An 18,922-nucleotide genomic window follows, 5' to 3' on the forward strand; every position below is an offset into this window, starting at 1 on the left:
AAATGAAAGACTTATTTAGTCAAAAAATGATCAAACGTATCGCCACGCAATCCTAAACGAATTGTCTCTAGCGAGATAACTTCATTGGGAGCAATATTTCCCATATTTACATTGGCTCCAACAAGCTTAACAAACCAAACTTGCTGTGACTTCTGCGGTGCTTCCCATAGAATTTTTTCCTCGGGAATTTCAGTTAAAATCTCTTCTACTAAGCCTTGACGCACTTCACCTGAAGCACGAAATAAGCCAACATTTCCACCCTCACGAGCTTCTCCGATTACCTTCCAAGCACCTGCCTCTAATTCCATGCGCATTAACTTAATCCACTTATAGGGAGGAATAATTTTAGCCTCATCCTTAGAACCTACCTCAGATAATACAGTTACCTGTTGGGACAACGTACGAATAAACTCACATTTGACCTCAGACTCCATCTCCACAGAACCATCAGAGACCTCGGCATATTCCATCCCGAATTCATCGAGCACCCGGCGGTATTCGTCAAACTGTCCACGTACATAAAAGGCCTCAAAAAGTGTACCTCCGAAATAGACTGGAATTCCGGCCGACTTATAAATAGCTAATTTTTCCTTTAAATTTTTTGTCACGTAGGAAGTAGCCCAACCTAGTTTAACAATATCGGTATAGGCTCCGCCCATCTCAATAAAATCCTCAACTTGACGCAGGCTCAAGCCCTTGTCCATCACCATCGTCAGCCCTTTTTGTCTAGGCTTACTGGTACGCTCAGGAATTTGACTTAAATTGTAATTCATAGGTTTTTATGATTGCTATTAGTTAGTTTGCTGATTGCCTAAAAGGCTATAGTGCACAAAAATAAGCATTCCATCTCATTGTGGCAAATCCCAAAATACTCATATATTTGTCGGAATTATACGCGTCAACATGAAACACTTTTTAGTCTTATTTATTTGTGGCCTGTTCTTTTCGTTCAACGGGCATGCTAATGGAAGTTCAGACCAAATTCTTGGAGAATGGATTTCAGAGCAACGAGATGGCAAAATCACGATATTCAAACAGGGAGACCGCTATTTTGGAAAAATTTCTTGGGGGAAAATTCCAGGAAAAAAAGACTCAAACAACCCAGATCCTAAACTTAGAAACCGCGATTTAGTAGGTGCAGTCATCCTTCAAAACTTTACATTTACAGGAGAAAGTTGGGAATCAGGCACTATTTATGACCCGAATTCTGGTAAAACCTATGATTGTATTTTAAAGGTAAAAGACAAAAATCAAAAACTAGATATTCGTGGATTTGTGGGTTCAGCTATGTTTGGACGAACTTCTACCTGGTCCCGCTCCTAACTAAATATTTTAACTGCCTAAGATGATCCCTAACGAATCAATTCTCTCCTATTTAAATCAGCATTTAAATAAAAAAATTGCGGATGGAAACCCAAGCCCTATCGCTACCTACCTTGATGGTACGCTACTAAAAGCCTCCGCAGGGTCAATAACTGCTGAATTTGAAGTGCGACCTGACCAGTGCAATCATGCACAAGTCATGCACGGAGGAATCATCACCACCATCTTAGATGAAATCATGGGGATGACGCTGATTACGCTAAAGATTGAACATCTATATGTGACCATCAACTTAAACGTTGACTTTCTTTTTGGAGCCAAAGCCGGCGAAAAAATAACAGCCGTTTCAGAAGTGTACCGTCTAGGTAAAAAAATCGCAAACGTAGAAGCTAAACTTTACAACGCAGAAGGTAAATTGTTAGCTAAGAGCACGAGCAACTTAGCCGCGACTTCAATTCCAGTCCAATTCTAAGCTAATACTTGATACGTAATAAAGGCGGTCAAGTAGGCGAGTGCCGTCATGTAGAAAAACTGTATCGCCGGATATTTCCATGATTTTGTCTCGCGATAGGTTGTCGCCAAGGTACTCATGCACTGCATGGCAAAGGCATAAAATATCAGTAACGAAAACCCAAGCGCCACATCATAAAGTGGCTTACCTGTCTCTGGATTAATCTCCGCACGCATCCGATTCTTAATCGTTGCATTTTCATCGTCGACCTCACCACCTAAACTGTAAATGGTTGACATCGTCCCAACAAATACCTCACGCGCTGCAAAGGACGTAATTAAAGCAATGCCTATTTTCCAATCATAACCCAATGGCTTGATAACAGGCTCAATAAAGTGCCCGAAATGGCCTGCATACGAATTTTCTAATTTCTCTGAAGCAATCCGATTGGATAATTCGGCAGCAGAAAGCGTTGGATTAGCTTGTCTTACTTGCGCATCAACTTGGCTCATGCTATCCCCAGGACCATAGCTGGCTAATACCCAAAGGACAATTGAAATCGCTACAATGATTTTCCCAGCTTCAAAAACGAATGCTTTCACCGAATTTAAAATCGAGATCGCCATGTGCTTAAACCTAGGAGCTTTATATGTGGGCAATTCCATAATGAAATAGCTCCGCTCCTTCACTTGTAAAATTTGCTTCATGACCCATGCCGAAACAATAGCCATTAAAAAGCCTAATAAGTACATCCCAAACAAGGCAAGGCCTTGTAAATTGAACAGACCAAATAAGGTACTCTTTTCAGGAACCACCAACGAAATCAACACCGTATAAATAGGCAGTCGAGCGGAACAAGACATGAGTGGCGTCACCATAATCGTGATTAAACGATCTTTCCAAGAGCCAATCGACCGCGTACTCATAATAGCCGGAACGGCACAAGCAACACCCGAAATTAACGGCACGACAGATTTACCATTTAGGCCAAAGCGACGCATCAACTTGTCCATGATGAACATGACACGAGACATATAACCTGTTTCTTCCAACATCGCAATGAAGAAAAACAAGAATGCGATTTGGGGAATAAATATCAAAACACCGCCAATACCGGCAACAAGTCCATCGGTCAACAACCCTGTGAGTGCGGAGGCTGGCAATACTGTTTTCAACCAGTCATTTAAATAAGCAACACCAGCATCGATGGCATCCATCGGATACGCTGCCCAGGTAAAGACTGCCTGAAACATGACAAAAAGTAATAGGAAGAAAAAGAGATATCCCCCTATCGAATGTAAAAAAACAGAATCAAGTCGGTCCGTCCATGTTTTAACCGGAGGTGCATCCCACTGGCGATTTAAATTTATTACACAACGCTCGACTACTTCCGACAAAGCTTCATAGCGCTTGACGGTTTCAGAAGTCTTGTACTCTTCCGATTTGAATTGAAATTCATCTTGAATCGCATCAAATGCTTTTCGCTGATCTGGTGAAAACATTTTCATGCGATCATGTTCCATCAGCCATAACAAAGACCGGTACGGATCTGCCTCGCCAAACTTCAATTGTATTCCGGCTAGCATTTGTTCATCCACCGGCAATGGCAATGCATCATTTGAAGCATAGCGATTTGCCAAGGTTTTACCTACGGCTAATCGTAATCCATTAATCCCAATTCCTTTTTTAGCATTGATTTCAGCTACTTCGACGTTGAGTTCGCGGGCCAACTTGATTGAGTTGATTACATAACCCTCTGTCTCAGCAACATCGATCATATTCAGCGCAAGTACGGTGGGAATTCCCAAATCACGCACCTGCGAAAAAAGCAATAAATTACGTTTTAAATTAGAGGCATCAGCGACAACAATCGCCATATCAGGATAATCTTCATTGGTTGGATTCCCCAAAATATTGATCACCAATTCCTCATCCAGCGACTTAGGGTAAATGCTGTAAATACCTGGTAAGTCTAAAATATTAACCTCTTGACCCGGCTCAATTTCCCATGTGCCCGTCAACTTATCCATGGTTACACCTGGAAAATTTCCCGTCTTTTGTCGCAAACCGGTTAGGCTATTGAACAAAGAAGATTTCCCTGCATTTGGATTACCAATTAACGCTATTTTAGGCTTTTGTGACAAAATCAGTTGTTTAGTAGATTAATTTGAATCGTAGCCGCCTCATCCTTACGCATGGTTAACGTGTAGCCTGAAACTTTGATGGCCAACGGATCTCCAAAGGGAGCCAAATGTGTCATTTCAATTTCCGAACCAGGCAAACAACCCATTTCCAATAACTTCAATGACAGCAACGCATCCGTAAAACCGACAATCTCAGCACGCTCTCCTATTTTCAATTCAGCTAAAGTCTTACGCGTATTCAAGTCTACTTATTTAGAATTATTCAAAATTAGGTCAAATGTACTAAGTATTTTTGACCTAAAAAATGATAAGCAATAGTTTTAGTTCGGATTGTACCTGAAAGCAAAATTTCTGTAGTAAATTGCGTGTCCTTTAGGATTTTTTAATCAAAATGCTCGGTCACATACCTGTTTTAGTCAAAAAAGAAATGCAAATGGAATGGCGTCAGCGCTATGCCATTCAAGGCTTGCTGCTTTATTTGGCTTCTACTATTTTCGTATGTTACCTTTCCTTTAAAGCAAAACAGCACACAATCAATTCCATCACGTGGAATACCCTGTTTTGGATTATCATTCTGTTCATCGCAATCAATGCCATCGGTAAAAGTTTTACGCAAGAACCGAGCCAGCGAAATCTCTTTTATTACACGCTAGTAAGCCCTGAAGCGGTGATTTATTCCAAGATTATTTACAATTCACTTATCATGATAAGCGTCTCGCTCGTTGGCATCGTATTTTATTCCTGGGTGATGGGCAATCCCGTTGGCAACATGCCACTTTACCTGTTATCAATCATATTAGGGTCAATAGGCCTAGCCTCCACACTCTCTCTGATGGCTGGAATTGCAGCGCAAGCGGAAAATTCGGCAACATTAATGGCCGTTTTAAGTTTCCCTATTATCATTCCTTTGTTATTACTCGTGTTGAAAATATCTAAAAGTGCCATGGATGGAATTTCCATTCAAGAAAATTGGGACGAAATAGCTCTTTTGGGCGCTTTAAATACCATTGTTGTTGTTTTATCAGGCATCCTATTCCCTTACATATGGAGACATTAAAAAAGAACTTCTCGAAATTCCTGTGTATCGCACTTCTTTTTTACACCATCTATGCGGGATTAAATGGAAGCGTTCCACGTCAACCCATCCTGAATGAAACAGTGCGAAATCTCTACTTCCACGTAACCATGTGGTTTAGCATGATTTTTCTTCTTGGTACTTCCGTGTATCATTCTATTCAATACCTCCGAAAAGGAGATTTGCAAGCTGATACCAAATCGTATGCCTACGTTGAAACAGGCCTTATTTTTGCCCTTTTGGGTCTAGTGACTGGTAGCTTCTGGGCTAAATTTACGTGGGGCGATTGGTGGACAAACGATCCTAAATTAAACTCCGTGGCGGTAGGACTCTTGATTTACCTAGCATATTTATTGGTGCGCTCCTCGTTACCTGACGACCAACAAAAAGCTCGGATATCATCTGTATACAATATTTTTGCCTTTGTCGTGTTCATGGTACTCATTTGGATTCTGCCGCGTATGACAGATTCACTTCACCCAGGAAATGGGGGGAACCCAGGGTTTAACTCCATGGACCTAGACAATCGCATGCGCATGGTGTTTTATCCTGCAATTATTGGATGGACGTTGTTGGGATTTTGGATTGCCAACTTACGCATCCGAATTAAAGTCATTGAAAACTTAATCGAAGAAAACGAATCATATGAAAGCGAGCGTATTTAGTCTACTTTTTATCTTAATCAGCTTCCTCGCAAATGCGCAAGCTGAAATAGAAATGGCCGATCAATTTCGTGCAGATGGTAAAATTTATGTGGTCATTGCCGTTGTAAGCATCATCTTGGCTGGCTTATTTGTGTATTTGTTTCGCTTGGATCGTAAAGTTACCAACTTAGAAAACCGCCTAAAATGAAAAAAACGCATATCGTAGGACTATTCCTTATCGCGATCGCGATCGGGATAATTTTAATTACCACCGGTGATGCAAGTACTTACGTCGGATTTGATGAGGCTGAACGTATTAGCCAAGAAGATCCAAATCAAAAAGTGCACGTGGTAGGTAAACTGAAGAAAGATGCGCAAGGTCATATCGTAGGCCTTCAATTCAATCCAGCTCTAGATGCAAACCGCCTGCAGTTTATTGTTCAGGACAGTTTGGGAAGAGAAAACGAAGTAGTCTATGCGGCACCTAAACCACAAGATTTCGAGAAATCGGAAAAAATCGTTTTGGTGGGCAGTATGAGGGCCGACAAGATCTTTTATTGTGACAAAATATTATTGAAGTGCCCATCCAAATATCAGGAAGGGAAAATTTCCGCCGACTCAACCGCTTCGTATGAAGCAATAAAATAAATATGATACACGAAAGTATTGGCCAAATAGGCCATGGCCTGATCATTGTTTCCTTCGTTACAGCGCTATTAGCAACGTTCGCTTATTTTAAGACGAGCCAAACGGATGCAATTAACACCGAATGGAGACAAACTGCGCGCACCTTGTTTTTTATCCATTTCATTTCGGTGATTGGGGTGGCCTACAGCCTATTTCATATTATTTACAATCACTATTACGAATACCACTACGCATTTTCGCATGCTTCGCGTGCCCTACCCCTTCAATTTATGATCTCCTGTTTTTGGGAGGGTCAAGAAGGTAGTTTCTTACTTTGGATTTTTTGGCAAGCTTTACTTGGGCTCTTATTAATGGTCAAAAACCCAACCTGGGAAGGTCCGGTAATGACTGTTTTTGCCTTGGTACAAACGTTCTTGACGTCCATGATTCTCGGCGTAATTATTCCGGTCATCGACTTAAAAATTGGCTCATCTCCTTTCTTGTTATTGCGTGAAGCACAACCTGATTTACCTGTTTGGAGCATGCAGCCTAACTTTATTCCCAAAGATGGTCGCGGCTTAAATCCATTATTGCAGAATTACTGGATGGTTATACATCCGCCAACTTTATTTTTAGGCTTCGCCATGACCCTAATTCCATTTGCCTATTTGATTGCTGGGCTTTGGAAAAACAAATTAACAGAATGGATTAAGCCTGCTTTGCCTTGGGCATTAGCTTGTGGCGGAATTCTTGGCATTGGTATTTTAATGGGCGCCTATTGGGCGTATGAAACCTTGAACTTTGGTGGGTATTGGAACTGGGATCCGGTTGAAAATGCCTCTCTCGTGCCTTGGTTGATTTTGATCGGTGCGATACACACGATGGTGGCTTATCGCAATTCAAGTGCCGCACTCAAAACATCCATTATTCTCGTTATTTCGAGCTTTATTTTGGTTTTATATTCGACATTTTTAAATCGCTCAGGCGTACTTGGAAATGCATCCGTTCACTCCTTTACGGATTTGGGGCTTTCTGGCCAGTTACTTGTCTACATGCTCACATTCTTAGTGGGATCGATTGGTTTTGCTTGGTATCGATGGAAAGACTTACCGAAAGATGAAAAGGAGATCGGCGTGTATTCGAAGGAATTTTGGATATTTATTGGTGCCTCCATTTTAGGTCTTTCTGCGTTCCAATTAACATTTACGACCTCAATTCCCGTGTATAACAAAATCGCGGAAGCATTTGGCCTAGTTTCAAATTTAGCACTTCCGGCAGACCAAGCGGAGCATTACAGTAAAATTCAAATTTGGATATTTATAGCTGTTGCTGTACTCAGTGCGGTGGGACAATTTGTTTGGTGGGGAAAAATTAAGGAGTCTACCAAATGGAAGCCACTCTGGAATGCGACGCTAATCGCCAGTTTATTGACTGTTTTATTTGTCAATATTGGTAAGATCTACACCGTATCTTATATTATCCTATTGTGGAGTAGTTTATTCGCAACCATTGCCAATGGCAGTATTTTGTTATTTTTAATCAAGCAAAAATTCTCCCTATCTGGTGGCGCAATGGCGCACGTTGGCCTAGCCATTATGCTAATCGGCGTATTGTTTTCGTCAGGTTATTCAAAAGTAGTTTCCCTCAACCGTTCCGGTTTTGCGATCTCAAACAAGGTCGAAGAATTTACAAAGGACAATAACAAAGAGAACAAAGAAAACCTTCCCTTATGGTTAGGACAGGGCGCCCAAATGCAAGATTATTTAGTGACCTACAAAGGACGTAAAATTGCCTTGCGCGGGAAGCCTGGGTATTACAACAAAAAAGACTTTGAAATTATTGAGGGTGATTTCCATGCAGTAGCCTTGCGCGATGTCACTCAAGATGGAGCAGCCATTGCCAAAAAAGGAGATACGCTTACGGTAGAACCCGAAAATAATTACTACGAACTGGAGTTCAAAAATGCAGAAGGGAAAACAGTTTCTTTGTTCCCACGCTGGCAAGTAAATCCAAAAATGGGAACAGCCATTTCACCGGATGTTAAACATGCTTGGGGCCATGATATTTATACATATGTTTCATTGGATCCACGTTTAGCGGCCGAAGCAGGTGAGGAAAAACAATGGAGCCAAACAATCAATTCGACGGTATCCGTTGGCGACACTCTTTTTCTAAATGATTTTGTAGCCGTATTGAAAGAGGTCAACCGCGTAACCCAAGTTGAAGGAGTTGAACTAAGCGAATCTGATGCGGCTGTTCAGGCTAGTTTCCAAGTGTTGGGAAAAAATTTCCAACAATTCGATTTAAAACCGACCTTTATTATCAAGGGGGGCATGGTAGCCATGCCGGCATTTGAGAGTGAAGAAACTGGAATTAAAATTAAATTTACAGCGATTGATCCTAAGACACAGCAGTTTAGCTTTGCGGTTAATACGACACAGCAAGATCTAATCATTATCAAGGCGTTGGAAAAACCTTACATCAATTTGGTTTGGGTCGGATCGATTCTTATGTTTATTGGATTATTTGTCGCGACATTTCGTCGGACAGAGAAACATATTGCTTAACCTATGAGCCGCAGAGAAATATTTAGCCTTTCAGGTGCCATCGGATTTCTAATTATTTGGATCATTGATTTGAATAGCCCGACTCCCAGAGAAATACAAGGTGACTTTTGGAATGAAATATTTTACCATTATGGGTGGCTAATGTATGCAGTAGCTTGTCTTTTTTATTATCAATTTGCGAAAAATATGCGATTGAAAAAGGAAGAAGAACAATCAAAAAAAGACCAATAAATGGAGCCCGAATATACCATACAAAGTGCCCAAATCATTGGAATCATTACCTCCATGGTTTTTTCTGCGTTCTTTTCCGGGGTCGAAATGGCCTTTGTTTCTTCAAACAAATTGTATTTCGAACTCAAGTCGAAACAAAATATATTGAGTGCCAAAATCATTGCTAATTTCAATCAAAGTCCATCCCAATTTATTGGAACCATGTTGATTGGAAATACGCTTTCCCTGGTGGCTTACGGCATTTTCATGGAGGAGTTTCTCCACCATTTAATTTTGCACAATATTCCATTCATTCAGAATGAAATCATCGCACGTTTGTTGGCCTCAATTCTAGCCACCATCCTCATCCTAACTACCTCAGAATTCACACCAAAAAGTGTGTTTTTAATCAATCCCGATGCTATACTTGAATTCTTAGCCATTCCAATCTGGATCATCAACACCCTGATGTTCCCTCTGGTTTGGAGCATCGTAAGCCTTTCTAAATGGTTTATTACTCGCGTTTTACGTCTTACCTATTCAGAAGAAAAACCTGCTTTTGGACTGACCGACCTAAACCATTACTTACAAAATTTGAATCGTAAAATTTCGACGGAGGAAGAAAATGAAGTTGACACAAAGATTTTTCACAACGCCCTCGAGTTTAAACAAGTAAAGGTTCGCGAATGTATGATACCACGAACCGAAATCACAGCGATAGAACTTGAAGAAGGGATTGAAGGATTAACCAACGTATTTATTGAAAGTGGCCACTCCAAAGTACTCGTGTATAAAGAATCCCTGGAAGAGGTAATCGGCTACTGCCACTCCTTAGAGCTTTTCAAGAAACCAAAAGATCTGCTGGCAATCCTGACACCCATCCCCATTGTTCCGGAAGCTATGCCAGCAAATGATTTGATGATCAAATTTTCCAAGGAGCGAAAATCCCTTGCTTTGGTGGTAGACGAATTTGGCAGTACTTCGGGTTTAGTGAGTATGGAAGATGTCATGGAACAGATTTTTGGTGAAATTCAAGATGAGTATGACGACTCCGAAGACTGGATTGAAAAGGTACTCGATGAACATACGTATTTGCTTTCAGGCCGACATGAAATCGATTACCTGAATGAAAAATATGATTGGAATTTACCTGAGGGAGATTATGAAACGCTCGGGGGAATGCTCATAAGCGTGTATGAAGACATTCCAGGAGAGAACGAAGTCATTACATTGAGCCCGTTCCAATTTCAAATCATTACGGTGACGGACACGCGTATCGATACGGTTAAAGTAATTATTACCGGTAAAATCACGAAAGAAGAAGCACTAAAAGGAAAACACTAGACACTTAGTACCCGCTGGAGTGTTTGACACTTCATCTCTGTTTCTAGCCATTCTTTTTCCGGATTAGATTCCTCCGTTATTCCACATCCTGCAAAATATGTTGCTTTAATTTGACCCGCAAAAGGGGCTAAACGAACAGTACGCAGATTGACAAACAAATGCGTCTCCTCATCCACGTTCACAGGCCCCAAATATCCACTATATAACGAACGATCATGCTTTTCAACGGCATGAATCCATGATTTAGCTGCCTCTTTAGGCGTGCCACATACCGCAGAAGTTGGGTGCAACAGCTCTAGCATCGTAGAAATTAAACCTGGATAGTTGTACTTCGTTGTGTCCACCCAATACTCAGTTTTAAGGTGCATTAAATTTCCTGCCAGTACCGTTTTAGGTCCATTTTCAATATACTCCCGCAGTCGAATTTTCTTGAAACAATCAATGATGTACCGACTCACATAAGCTTGCTCCTCTATCTCTTTTTGTGACCAACGAACCTCCTGCACAGACATACGCGTACCATCAGCAAATAAAGCGGCTTGGGTTCCTGCCAACGAAATTGTACTAAAAATCCCATTTCGATCCTGAGAAACTAGCGTTTCTGGGGTAGCGCACAACCAGGTACTTCCCAAAGCTGGCAGAAAAACAGCAGAAACAAATGCCGATGGATAAGCTACGCAGAGGCGATCAAAGGCCAATAAGACATCAAATGAGGCATCAAATAATTGTTCCGCCGTACGCGATAAGACAACCTTTTGAAATTCTCCTTGCTGAATCTTTTCAATTGATCGCTGAACCTGCTCCGTAAAATATAGTTGGTCGCCCAAATCAGCAGCTATAGGAGCATACGAATCGCTAATGGCATACTCACTCGCTGAAATTGGCAGTACGTGCATATGGCTTGCCAATAAAAATGTTTGATCTCCTTCAAATGGAGCGACAATAAAGCCACTTGGCGATGCGGCAAGATCCATGGATGCATAAGGTGTTCCTCCCGTTTCATCTATAATCAATTGTTTATTTGGCTGATTCGGTAAGCGCCAAATAGCGATGGCATGCCCAGATTGGACTGCATTTTTCCACAATTGATTCCAAGAATTTGACATTAATCTACTTTCAGTATAGCTACAGTTAAACGACTCGCGCAGATTAATTGTTCGTCCTCATCATGAATTTTTATTTCGTACACATGAAGTGTTTTTCCAATACGCAGTGGGATGCACGTACCGATAACAAATCCACCGCGAGCTGATTTCAAATGATTGGCATTAATTTCAACACCGACCCCTTTGTAATGCTCCGGATCTGGTACCGCTAAACTAGAAGCAATGCTGCCCATTGTTTCCGCTAATACGACGGATGCACCGCCATGTAGTAAGCCGAATGGTTGTTTAGTGCGATGGTCAACCGGCATTTTAGCTTTGATATAGGTTGCCTGAATTTCAGTGAACTCAATTCCAACGTGCTCGATCATATTTCCCGTTGCCCAGGCATTTATGGTATCAAGAGAAATGGCCGTATTAAACATATTTATTCGTAGTTTTGTGCGGTAAAATTCGGAAATATTTGCCGAATAAAGACCCTTTCCCCATTTTTTATGCATTCGATTAAAGACATTTACTTGATACGCCACGGCGAAACGATTTACAACCGTTCTGGTGTTGTGCAAGGTTCAGGAATCGATGCAGATTTAAATGAATTGGGACAAAGACAAGCAGAAGCATTTTACGCACATTATCATCACCTGGAACTAGATAAAATCTATACCTCCGCGTTGAAGCGCACACACCAGTCGGTGCAGGCATTCATCAACAAAGGGCTTCCGTGGGAACAGCATGCTGGATTAAATGAAATTTCATGGGGTGTTCGAGAAGGACGTACGCCAAATTCAGCGGATGATACCTATTACCGCAATTTGACTAAAACGTGGCGCGAAGGAAATGTGCATGTGCAGTCCGAAGAGGGCGAAAGTCCGATTGAAGTATTGGAAAAACAAAAGCCGGTGGTTGAGCTAATTCTTTCTCGTCCAGAAGAAAAATCTATTTTGATCGCCATGCATGGCCGGGCGATGCGTGTGTTACTTACGCATTTGTTTGAAAAACCTTTGCATCGCATGGACGAGTTTGCCCATCAAAATTTATGTTTGTACCACATTCAATATGACTACAAACAAGGTAAGTTCAATTTGTTGAAAGCAAATCAAACGGATCATTTACGCGACTTACCTGAATCCATGTAAGGATGAAAAGAAATCAGCTTTATTGGACGTTGCAATTTGGCGGCTGGTTTACCTGGGCGCTCAATGAGGCCTTACTTTACACAAATCAATATGGCTGGAAATGGGCATGGCTTTTTTCTTCCCTGGCTAATATCACGTTAGCGATATTCTTAACGCATCAGTATCGACGAATCTCAAAGCACTTCCACTGGCAGGATTTGAGTTTGTTTCGCATGTTGCAATGGAACACTTTCGCGCTGCTTTTTATGGCGCTGTGTTTGGTGGGGTTAAACATCCCATTAGATTACACATTTTTACAAGAGAGTTATGATGTTTCACTGAGCCCATTTATTGTGGTACAGATTTTATTCAATTTCATGAAGCCGCTGGCTATCTGGCAATTGATTTATTTCTTTTTCCAATATTCCAATAAAAAAATGGAAATGGAACGCGAGCAGGACCGCTTAGAACGCACCATTCAAGACACAGAAGGCAAGGTATTACGGGCCCAAATGAACCCCCATTTTGTGTTCAATGCCTTGAACAGTGTGCGCGCATTGATCACAGAAGACCCACAAAAGGCCAAAAAAGGAATCAATCAGTTATCTAAACTACTCCGAAGTTCCTTGTTGACAGAACGCCAAAAAACAATCACTCTTTCGGAGGAGCTAGACACAGTTGCTGATTATTTAGCATTAGAAAAAATCCGTTACGAGGACCGTTTGACTTGGAAAATAGATATAAATCCAGCCTGTGCAAAGGCTCAAATACCGCCGATGATGCTGCAGACATTGGTCGAAAATGCCATTAAACATGGTATTTCACATGCTGTCAAAGGGGGATTGATTACAATCTCCGCACAAATTATCGACAAGCACATTCAGATTTCAGTGATTAATCCAGGGCAAATGAAGTCAGAATCTACACAATCCATCGGTGTCGGGGTAGAGAATTCGAGGAGTCGGCTGAATTTATTGTTTGGAGAAACCGCTCAATTAAGTATTCGTCCATTAGACAAAAATCACGTGGAGGCAATGATGATTTTGCCTTACCTTGAAACCAAATAACTCTAGCCATGAAAGCAATTATAGTAGATGACGAGCGTTTAGCCCGCAATGAACTCAAACGTTTATTGGAAAACTTCCCACATATTGAGGTGATCGGTGAAGCGGCCAATACAGATGAAGTCTCTGAAATGCTTGAAACGCATCAGCCCGATGTGCTATTTTTAGATATTCAAATGCCGGGTAAAACGGGATTTGAATGGCTGGAGACCTGGGAAGGTTTTTTACCCGAAGTGATCTTTACAACCGCTTTTGATGCGTATGCCTTAAAAGCTTTTGAAGTGAATGCGCTAGATTATTTGTTGAAACCCATCGACTTATCCCGCCTAAGTGAAAGCATTCAAAAATTAGAGAAACAGGTACAGGCGCAAACGCGCGCGATCGAAAGCCCAAGTCATAAATTGGGCGCCCAAGACCAAATCTTTGTCAAAGATGGAGAGAAATGTTGGTTCGTTCGCTTAGACCGGGTTCGACTTTGCGAATCGATGGGAAATTACGTGCGATTGTTTTTTGATGACCAAAAGCCATTGGTCTTGAAGTCCCTAAATGCCATGGAAGATCGCTTGGATCCGAAGGTATTTTTTCGGGCGAATCGTAAGCACATCATCAACCTGAATTACATTGACAAAATCGAACCTTGGTTTTCGGGAGGTTTGCAGGTTACGTTAATGGGGAAAGGCGAGAAGATCGAAATTTCACGCCGTCAGTCCATTCGGTTTAAGGAATTACTCTCGCTTTGATCGTTTAGGCGCTTCGCCTAACAAGAATCCATACGCCTCGAGTGCTGGGACATGATCAAAAATAACTTTGAGGATGGCCGTTAATGGCAATGCCAAAATCAAACCGGGTATTCCCCAGATTAATTCCCCTACTAATAAGGCCAACATAGCTATCATGGGATTGATGCTCACCTTAGAGCCAATGACCAACGGGGTGATAAAATTTGCCTCAATAAATTGCACGACTGCGACCCAAGCGACTACGGCCATGGCATACCCTGGACCTAGTGTGACTAATGTTAACAGGATAGGCAAGGCCGCCCCTACCCAAATCCCTACGTAAGGTATAAGTAATAAAATACCCGTCAGGGATCCAAAAAATAGGTAATAATCAACGCCCAGCCACCAAAAGCCGATGCAATTTGAAATGGCCACAATCAACATGACCGCGAGCAGGCCGACTAAATAACTCTGTACCACACCACCTGTCTTGTGCATAATTCCTTGTAACACGGAACGTTCGGTCGTGGGAAAAACCTTGCTTAAAAACTCCGAAAAAAACTGCCGATAATACAAGAAGAAAAACACGAATATGGGCACTAAAATCAACGTGGTGATGGAGTGAACGAGCGTAGTGAATGTAGTAGATAAAATCGATCCTGAATTCTTTAACAGATTCATGGTTTGATTTGTCACCTCACCCATTTGCTTTTTACGTGAGATGTTTAAGTTCTTTGATAAGAAACTTTGCAGGCTGTTTAACCAAGATTCCGCCTTTTTGATAAAGATGGGCCAGTCGCTTACAAATTCGGCCGCTTGCCCGATAAGTAATAAAAGTAATCCACCTAGCACTAAAATAAGTAGCAATAAGCAGATACTAATTGAAATGGCTCGAGGTAAGCCTCGGCGCTCTAGCCAGGCGCAAATGGGTAGCAACAACATGGCTAAAATCATCCCAAAGGATAATAGAATAAGTAAGTCTTGTAGTAAATATAACCCCAAAATAACCAATGCAATGGAAATAAGCACAGCAGCTAGGCGAATAGGATAAGCGGTTTTTTCAGGCATTGAAGAGGAATTATAAAATCAAAGTAAAGAAAAAGTTAACAATTTCGTAATATAGCGCTACCTAACTTTGCACAACTTCACGTGAACTAATTGTCCATATCGAATATGAGCACACAGCTTAATCAATCTAAAATATTATTGGTCGATGACGATCCAGATATTTTAGACCTATTGGAATACAATTTAGCAAAAGAAAATTATGTTTTGGCAAAAGCCTTTGATGGACAAGAGGCCCTAGAGATTGTCAAATCCTTCAAGCCTGCCTTAATTATCATGGATGTGATGATGCCCGTGATGGATGGAATTGAGACAGCACGTAAGATTAAATCCATTCCAGAGTTAAAAAATACACTAATATTATTCCTAACCGCGCGAGGAGAAGAGTTTACTGAAGTTGCTGCTTTTGATGCTGGAGCGCATGATTACATCATCAAACCCATCAAACCACGTGCGCTCGTGAGTCGCATTAATGCTATCCTGAACAGAGATACGGTTGAAGAAAGTCAAGACATCATTGAAATTGGCGGACTGATTATCAATCGAACAAAGTATGCGGCAACTTTTGAAGGAAGAACTCTCGTACTTCCGAAAAAAGAATTTGAACTACTTTCCTATCTGGCAAAAAACCCGAATAAAGTCTTCAATCGGGATGAGTTATTAGAAAAAGTGTGGGGTGCAGATGTGTATGTCGTTGAACGCACGGTGGACGTACACATTCGTAAACTACGTGAAAAAATTCCTGAATATTACATCAAAACTCTAAAAGGAGTCGGTTATTTATTTTCGATCGAAAAGGCCTAATTCGAGCCAATTTTGGTAAATTGCGGCTTCGATGATGAAGCAACTTTTATTATTTCTACTTTTTATTTCTGGTGGCCTGCTGGCACAGCATCCAAAACGCGAGTTGCGAGGCGTTTGGGTAGCGACGGTGCAAAACATTGATTGGCCAAGCCCGCGCAATTACAATGCCATAACCCAGCAAAAAGAATTCACTGAATTATTGGATTCCCATCAAAAAACCGGAATCAATGCCCTTTTCGTCCAAGTGCGGACAGCAGCGGATGCGATGTACGCCAAAAGCGCTGAGCCTTGGTCGGCTTATTTGTCTGGTCTTCAAGGACAAGCGCCCAAGCCATATTATGATCCACTCGCCTTTATGATTTCGGAAAGTCATGCGCGCGGCATGGAATTCCATGCCTGGTTAAATATGAATCGGGCCAGCATGTCCACTAAATCCTTGCTCAGTTCAGAGAGTGTTGTTCGGAAACATCCGGAGTGGATTGTGACCTATAATCATCAGCACCTGTTCAATTTTGGGATTCCTGCTGTGCGGCATTACATCACGAATGTGGTCAAAAACATCGTGCAAAATTACGATGTGGATGGCATCCACTTTGATGATTATTTCTACCCGTATCCAATTAAAAATGAAGTTTTTCAGGATGGGGAAGCGTATCAAACCTATAAATTGCCGAATGAAAGTTTGGCCGACTGGCGACGCAGAAATGTCAATAATCTCATTCAAGAAATAGCTCAAGCTATAAAAGAAATCAATCCGCGTGTAAAGTTTGGCATTAGTCCATTTGGTATCTGGCGACATAAAAGCTCAGATCCTGAATATGGTTCGCCGACACGGAATGGATTGCAATCCTATGACGACCTTTTTGCCGATACAGAGAAGTGGGCAAAAGCCGGTTGGCTTGATTATCTAGCCCCTCAATTGTATTGGGGATCTGCCCATAAAGTGGCACCCTTTGGGCCACTTTCCGCCTGGTGGAATGAGCATGGCTATGGCCGACCGATCTACGTGGGGCATGCGGCGTATCATTTAGCGGATCAGTGGAATGCCAGTGAATTAGCCAAACAATTAAAACATGCACGTAGCCTTGATCAGGTAAAAGGGTCCATTTATTTCAGCTCAAGCCAACTCGCAAAAAATTTAAAGGGTTTTCAAGACACCTTACGCAAATCGTATTTTACGCATGTGGCCTTAGTTCCCACGATGCCTTGGTTGGACAGTATTCCGCCCACAGCTCCTCACCAAGTGAGTTTAAACAAAAAGGGAGGCGCGTGGGTTTTGACTTGGAAACCGGGTGAAATAGGTGTGGATAAAGATCCAGCAGCCTACTATTTGGTGTACAAAATCCACCGCAAGGAGGGGATGAAGGCATTGGAACATGCGGAGAATATTATTTTTAAAGGAAGCAAAACAGAATTGAACATCGAGGCTAGCTCGGTAGAGTCGGGACATGGATTTGTCGTGACAGCCGTAGACCGCTTACATAATGAATCACCTGCCGGCACGGTACAATGGATCGTGCCTAACCCCAATTAATATGAGTTTACGTTTTTTACATTTGACAGTTAAGGACATTACGGAGGAGACCTCGGACACCAAAACCATACATTTTTGGCATCCAATCCATGAGACCTTGTCTTATATTTCGGGTCAATTTTTAACGCTGATTCCGAATATATCCGGGGATAAACCTCGCCGTAGTTATTCGCTTTCTTCTTCGCCAAAAACTGATATGTCGCCGGCGATTACCGTGAAGCGTATTTCTGGGGGACTTGTATCCAACTATTTATGTGACCATATCCAAGTGGGCGATGCGATTGAAGTCATCGCACCCATGGGAAATTTCGTGTTAGAGGCTGATGCGAATCACGCTAAAACCTATGTGTTTATTGGCGCTGGTTCCGGCATCACGCCGCTCATGTCCATGATAAAAACCGTTTTGTATGGAGAACCTAAATCGAAAATTCATGTGATCTATGGCTCGCGCTTTGAAGACCAAATCATCTTCAAAAAGCAGTTGGACGCACTAGAGGCGTCATTCCCAGATCGGATACAGGTGTTGCACGTGATCAGTAAGCCTTCTGCTTCCTGGCCGGGCTTGAAAGGTCGGATCAATCAGGCATCTACGGTATATTATTTGAAACAGGAATTTGGCCTAGACATTGCCAAAGCGCATTATTTTCTATGTGGACCCGTGGGGATGATGGATGATGTGCAGGCGGCATTGGGAATTTTCGATGTCCCTGCTGACCAAATTCATAAGGAATTATTTAACGCAGCTCCTTCGGCAGATACGTCGATCGAGGATAACTCGGTAGCCCGTGAGATTACCTTAATTTATGAGGGTAAATCACATGCCGTGACGGTACAACCACATGAGACTATTTTGGAGGCGGCACTTGAGGCCGACTTAGATATTCCATATTCATGTCAGGCAGGCATGTGCACAGCATGTATGGGCTTGTGCAAGTCTGGATCTGTGGTGATGGATGAGGAAGATGGGTTGACGGCAGGCGAAATTCAGAAGGGATACATTCTTACGTGCGTGGCACATCCAACCAGCGATGGGGTGGTGATTGATCTAGATTAATATCAGTTTTTCGGGCTTAAAAATCCCTTTTTCCACTTACCTTTGGCAATCCTCCAAGGTTTGCCAAAGGTAGGGGGGA

Annotated in this window: 21 protein-coding genes; 15 read left to right on the plus strand and 6 right to left on the minus strand. The window is 41.9% G+C overall.

Annotated features, from left to right (window positions below):
* Positions 1–11: 11 nt before the first annotated feature.
* A complete protein-coding gene (locus tag U0R10_RS09650) occupies positions 12–773 on the minus strand; it encodes a phosphosulfolactate synthase (protein WP_377983762.1) in 762 nt (253 codons plus the stop codon).
* A gap of 130 nt (positions 774–903) precedes the next feature.
* Between U0R10_RS09650 and U0R10_RS09655 the strand changes: the two genes are divergently transcribed.
* Positions 904–1,323, plus strand: coding sequence for a DUF2147 domain-containing protein (locus U0R10_RS09655; RefSeq protein WP_377983763.1), 420 nt, complete (start codon positions 904–906; stop codon positions 1,321–1,323).
* A gap of 22 nt (positions 1,324–1,345) precedes the next feature.
* Positions 1,346–1,795, plus strand: coding sequence for a PaaI family thioesterase (locus tag U0R10_RS09660; protein ID WP_377983764.1), 450 nt, complete (start codon positions 1,346–1,348; stop codon positions 1,793–1,795).
* Here the strand turns inward: U0R10_RS09660 and feoB are convergent.
* Both feoB and U0R10_RS09670 read right to left on the minus strand, forming a co-directional pair.
* The gene (gene feoB / locus U0R10_RS09665) at positions 1,792–3,918 is read right to left on the minus strand and encodes a ferrous iron transport protein B (RefSeq protein ID WP_377983765.1); all 2,127 of its coding nucleotides are present in this window, start codon (positions 3,916–3,918) and stop codon (positions 1,792–1,794) included. The two genes, U0R10_RS09660 and feoB, sit on opposite strands and share 4 nt — an antisense overlap.
* A 2-nt stretch (positions 3,919–3,920) precedes the next feature.
* Positions 3,921–4,160 carry a FeoA family protein gene (locus U0R10_RS09670; RefSeq protein WP_377983766.1) on the minus strand — a complete coding sequence of 80 codons (240 nt, stop codon included), beginning with the start codon at positions 4,158–4,160 and terminating at the stop codon, positions 3,921–3,923.
* Between the two features lie 149 nt (positions 4,161–4,309).
* Here U0R10_RS09670 and U0R10_RS09675 point away from each other — a divergent pair, with 149 nt between their 5' ends.
* From U0R10_RS09675 to U0R10_RS09705, 7 genes are read left to right on the plus strand one after another with little or no spacing between them, the layout of a single operon-like run.
* Positions 4,310–4,975 carry a heme exporter protein CcmB gene (locus tag U0R10_RS09675; RefSeq protein ID WP_377983767.1) on the plus strand — a complete coding sequence of 222 codons (666 nt, stop codon included), beginning with the start codon at positions 4,310–4,312 and terminating at the stop codon, positions 4,973–4,975.
* Positions 4,963–5,658: a cytochrome c biogenesis protein CcsA gene (gene ccsA / locus U0R10_RS09680; protein ID WP_377983768.1), complete on the plus strand. Its 696-nt coding sequence runs from the start codon at positions 4,963–4,965 to the stop codon at positions 5,656–5,658. The genes U0R10_RS09675 and ccsA (U0R10_RS09680) overlap by 13 nt, the downstream gene beginning before the upstream one ends.
* Positions 5,639–5,845, plus strand: a complete 207-nt coding sequence (locus U0R10_RS09685; RefSeq protein ID WP_377983769.1) for a CcmD family protein — start codon at positions 5,639–5,641, stop codon at positions 5,843–5,845. The genes ccsA (U0R10_RS09680) and U0R10_RS09685 overlap by 20 nt, the downstream gene beginning before the upstream one ends.
* Positions 5,842–6,285 (plus strand): cytochrome c maturation protein CcmE domain-containing protein, encoded by a 444-nt coding sequence (locus U0R10_RS09690; RefSeq protein WP_377983770.1) that lies wholly within the window; start codon positions 5,842–5,844, stop codon positions 6,283–6,285. Before U0R10_RS09685 ends, U0R10_RS09690 begins: the two co-directional genes overlap by 4 nt.
* 2 nt (positions 6,286–6,287) lie before the next feature.
* Positions 6,288–8,831, plus strand: coding sequence for a cytochrome c biogenesis protein CcsA (gene ccsA, locus U0R10_RS09695; protein ID WP_377983771.1), 2,544 nt, complete (start codon positions 6,288–6,290; stop codon positions 8,829–8,831).
* 3 nt (positions 8,832–8,834) lie between these two features.
* A complete protein-coding gene (locus tag U0R10_RS09700) occupies positions 8,835–9,062 on the plus strand; it encodes a hypothetical protein (RefSeq protein ID WP_377983772.1) in 228 nt (75 codons plus the stop codon).
* Positions 9,063–10,385 (plus strand): hemolysin family protein, encoded by a 1,323-nt coding sequence (locus U0R10_RS09705; protein ID WP_377983773.1) that lies wholly within the window; start codon positions 9,063–9,065, stop codon positions 10,383–10,385. It abuts the gene before it with no gap.
* Here U0R10_RS09705 and U0R10_RS09710 read toward each other — a convergent pair.
* Both U0R10_RS09710 and U0R10_RS09715 read right to left on the minus strand, forming a co-directional pair.
* The gene (locus U0R10_RS09710; protein WP_377983774.1) at positions 10,382–11,491 is read right to left on the minus strand and encodes a chorismate-binding protein; all 1,110 of its coding nucleotides are present in this window, start codon (positions 11,489–11,491) and stop codon (positions 10,382–10,384) included. The genes U0R10_RS09705 and U0R10_RS09710 overlap by 4 nt on opposite strands.
* Positions 11,491–11,988, minus strand: a complete 498-nt coding sequence (locus U0R10_RS09715) for a hotdog fold thioesterase (protein ID WP_377983775.1) — start codon at positions 11,986–11,988, stop codon at positions 11,491–11,493. The genes U0R10_RS09710 and U0R10_RS09715 overlap by 1 nt, the downstream gene beginning before the upstream one ends.
* On the opposite strand from U0R10_RS09715, the gene U0R10_RS09720 reads away from it, so the two are divergent.
* Genes U0R10_RS09720 through U0R10_RS09730 form a run of 3 tightly spaced genes read left to right on the plus strand, consistent with a single transcriptional unit; the run spans position 11,983 to position 14,407 of the window.
* Positions 11,983–12,624 carry a histidine phosphatase family protein gene (locus U0R10_RS09720; RefSeq protein ID WP_377983776.1) on the plus strand — a complete coding sequence of 214 codons (642 nt, stop codon included), beginning with the start codon at positions 11,983–11,985 and terminating at the stop codon, positions 12,622–12,624. The genes U0R10_RS09715 and U0R10_RS09720 overlap by 6 nt on opposite strands.
* A gap of 2 nt (positions 12,625–12,626) precedes the next feature.
* Positions 12,627–13,670 carry a sensor histidine kinase gene (locus tag U0R10_RS09725; RefSeq protein ID WP_377983777.1) on the plus strand — a complete coding sequence of 348 codons (1,044 nt, stop codon included), beginning with the start codon at positions 12,627–12,629 and terminating at the stop codon, positions 13,668–13,670.
* Between the two features lie 8 nt (positions 13,671–13,678).
* Positions 13,679–14,407: a LytR/AlgR family response regulator transcription factor gene (locus U0R10_RS09730; RefSeq protein WP_377983778.1), complete on the plus strand. Its 729-nt coding sequence runs from the start codon at positions 13,679–13,681 to the stop codon at positions 14,405–14,407.
* Here the strand turns inward: U0R10_RS09730 and U0R10_RS09735 are convergent.
* Positions 14,393–15,454: an AI-2E family transporter gene (locus U0R10_RS09735; RefSeq protein ID WP_377983779.1), complete on the minus strand. Its 1,062-nt coding sequence runs from the start codon at positions 15,452–15,454 to the stop codon at positions 14,393–14,395. The two genes, U0R10_RS09730 and U0R10_RS09735, sit on opposite strands and share 15 nt — an antisense overlap.
* 105 nt (positions 15,455–15,559) lie before the next feature.
* Between U0R10_RS09735 and U0R10_RS09740 the strand changes: the two genes are divergently transcribed.
* Genes U0R10_RS09740 through U0R10_RS09750 form a run of 3 tightly spaced genes read left to right on the plus strand, consistent with a single transcriptional unit; the run spans position 15,560 to position 18,843 of the window.
* Complete coding sequence (locus U0R10_RS09740; RefSeq protein WP_377983780.1) at positions 15,560–16,255, plus strand: response regulator transcription factor; 696 nt, start codon at positions 15,560–15,562, stop codon at positions 16,253–16,255.
* Positions 16,256–16,286: 31 nt separating this feature from the next.
* Complete coding sequence (locus U0R10_RS09745; protein WP_377983781.1) at positions 16,287–17,789, plus strand: glycoside hydrolase family 10-like protein; 1,503 nt, start codon at positions 16,287–16,289, stop codon at positions 17,787–17,789.
* 1 nt (position 17,790) lies between these two features.
* The gene (locus U0R10_RS09750) at positions 17,791–18,843 is read left to right on the plus strand and encodes a 2Fe-2S iron-sulfur cluster-binding protein (protein WP_377983782.1); all 1,053 of its coding nucleotides are present in this window, start codon (positions 17,791–17,793) and stop codon (positions 18,841–18,843) included.
* Positions 18,844–18,922 lie beyond the last annotated feature (79 nt).

The sequence above is a fragment of the Aquirufa avitistagni genome (genome assembly GCF_042715545.1).
Lineage (GTDB): Bacteria > Bacteroidota > Bacteroidia > Cytophagales > Spirosomataceae > Aquirufa > Aquirufa avitistagni.

Excerpts from the sequence above, each read along its gene's own strand:
- U0R10_RS09735 (WP_377983779.1), bottom strand. The coding sequence starts at position 15,454 with ATGCCTGAAAAAACCGCTTATCCTATTCGCCTAGCTGCTGTGCTTATT.
- U0R10_RS09750 (WP_377983782.1), top strand. The coding sequence starts at position 17,791 with ATGAGTTTACGTTTTTTACATTTGACAGTTAAGGACATTACGGAGGAG.
- U0R10_RS09700 (WP_377983772.1), top strand. The coding sequence starts at position 8,835 with ATGAGCCGCAGAGAAATATTTAGCCTTTCAGGTGCCATCGGATTTCTA.
- U0R10_RS09730 (WP_377983778.1), top strand. The coding sequence starts at position 13,679 with ATGAAAGCAATTATAGTAGATGACGAGCGTTTAGCCCGCAATGAACTC.
- U0R10_RS09685 (WP_377983769.1), top strand. The coding sequence starts at position 5,639 with ATGAAAGCGAGCGTATTTAGTCTACTTTTTATCTTAATCAGCTTCCTC.
- U0R10_RS09655 (WP_377983763.1), top strand. The coding sequence starts at position 904 with ATGAAACACTTTTTAGTCTTATTTATTTGTGGCCTGTTCTTTTCGTTC.
- U0R10_RS09725 (WP_377983777.1), top strand. The coding sequence starts at position 12,627 with ATGAAAAGAAATCAGCTTTATTGGACGTTGCAATTTGGCGGCTGGTTT.
- U0R10_RS09650 (WP_377983762.1), bottom strand. The coding sequence starts at position 773 with ATGAATTACAATTTAAGTCAAATTCCTGAGCGTACCAGTAAGCCTAGA.
- U0R10_RS09660 (WP_377983764.1), top strand. The coding sequence starts at position 1,346 with ATGATCCCTAACGAATCAATTCTCTCCTATTTAAATCAGCATTTAAAT.
- U0R10_RS09720 (WP_377983776.1), top strand. The coding sequence starts at position 11,983 with ATGCATTCGATTAAAGACATTTACTTGATACGCCACGGCGAAACGATT.
- U0R10_RS09740 (WP_377983780.1), top strand. The coding sequence starts at position 15,560 with ATGAGCACACAGCTTAATCAATCTAAAATATTATTGGTCGATGACGAT.
- U0R10_RS09705 (WP_377983773.1), top strand. The coding sequence starts at position 9,063 with ATGGAGCCCGAATATACCATACAAAGTGCCCAAATCATTGGAATCATT.
- U0R10_RS09745 (WP_377983781.1), top strand. The coding sequence starts at position 16,287 with ATGATGAAGCAACTTTTATTATTTCTACTTTTTATTTCTGGTGGCCTG.
- ccsA (WP_377983768.1), top strand. The coding sequence starts at position 4,963 with ATGGAGACATTAAAAAAGAACTTCTCGAAATTCCTGTGTATCGCACTT.
- U0R10_RS09690 (WP_377983770.1), top strand. The coding sequence starts at position 5,842 with ATGAAAAAAACGCATATCGTAGGACTATTCCTTATCGCGATCGCGATC.
- U0R10_RS09675 (WP_377983767.1), top strand. The coding sequence starts at position 4,310 with ATGCTCGGTCACATACCTGTTTTAGTCAAAAAAGAAATGCAAATGGAA.
- U0R10_RS09710 (WP_377983774.1), bottom strand. The coding sequence starts at position 11,491 with ATGTCAAATTCTTGGAATCAATTGTGGAAAAATGCAGTCCAATCTGGG.
- ccsA (WP_377983771.1), top strand. The coding sequence starts at position 6,288 with ATGATACACGAAAGTATTGGCCAAATAGGCCATGGCCTGATCATTGTT.
- U0R10_RS09715 (WP_377983775.1), bottom strand. The coding sequence starts at position 11,988 with ATGCATAAAAAATGGGGAAAGGGTCTTTATTCGGCAAATATTTCCGAA.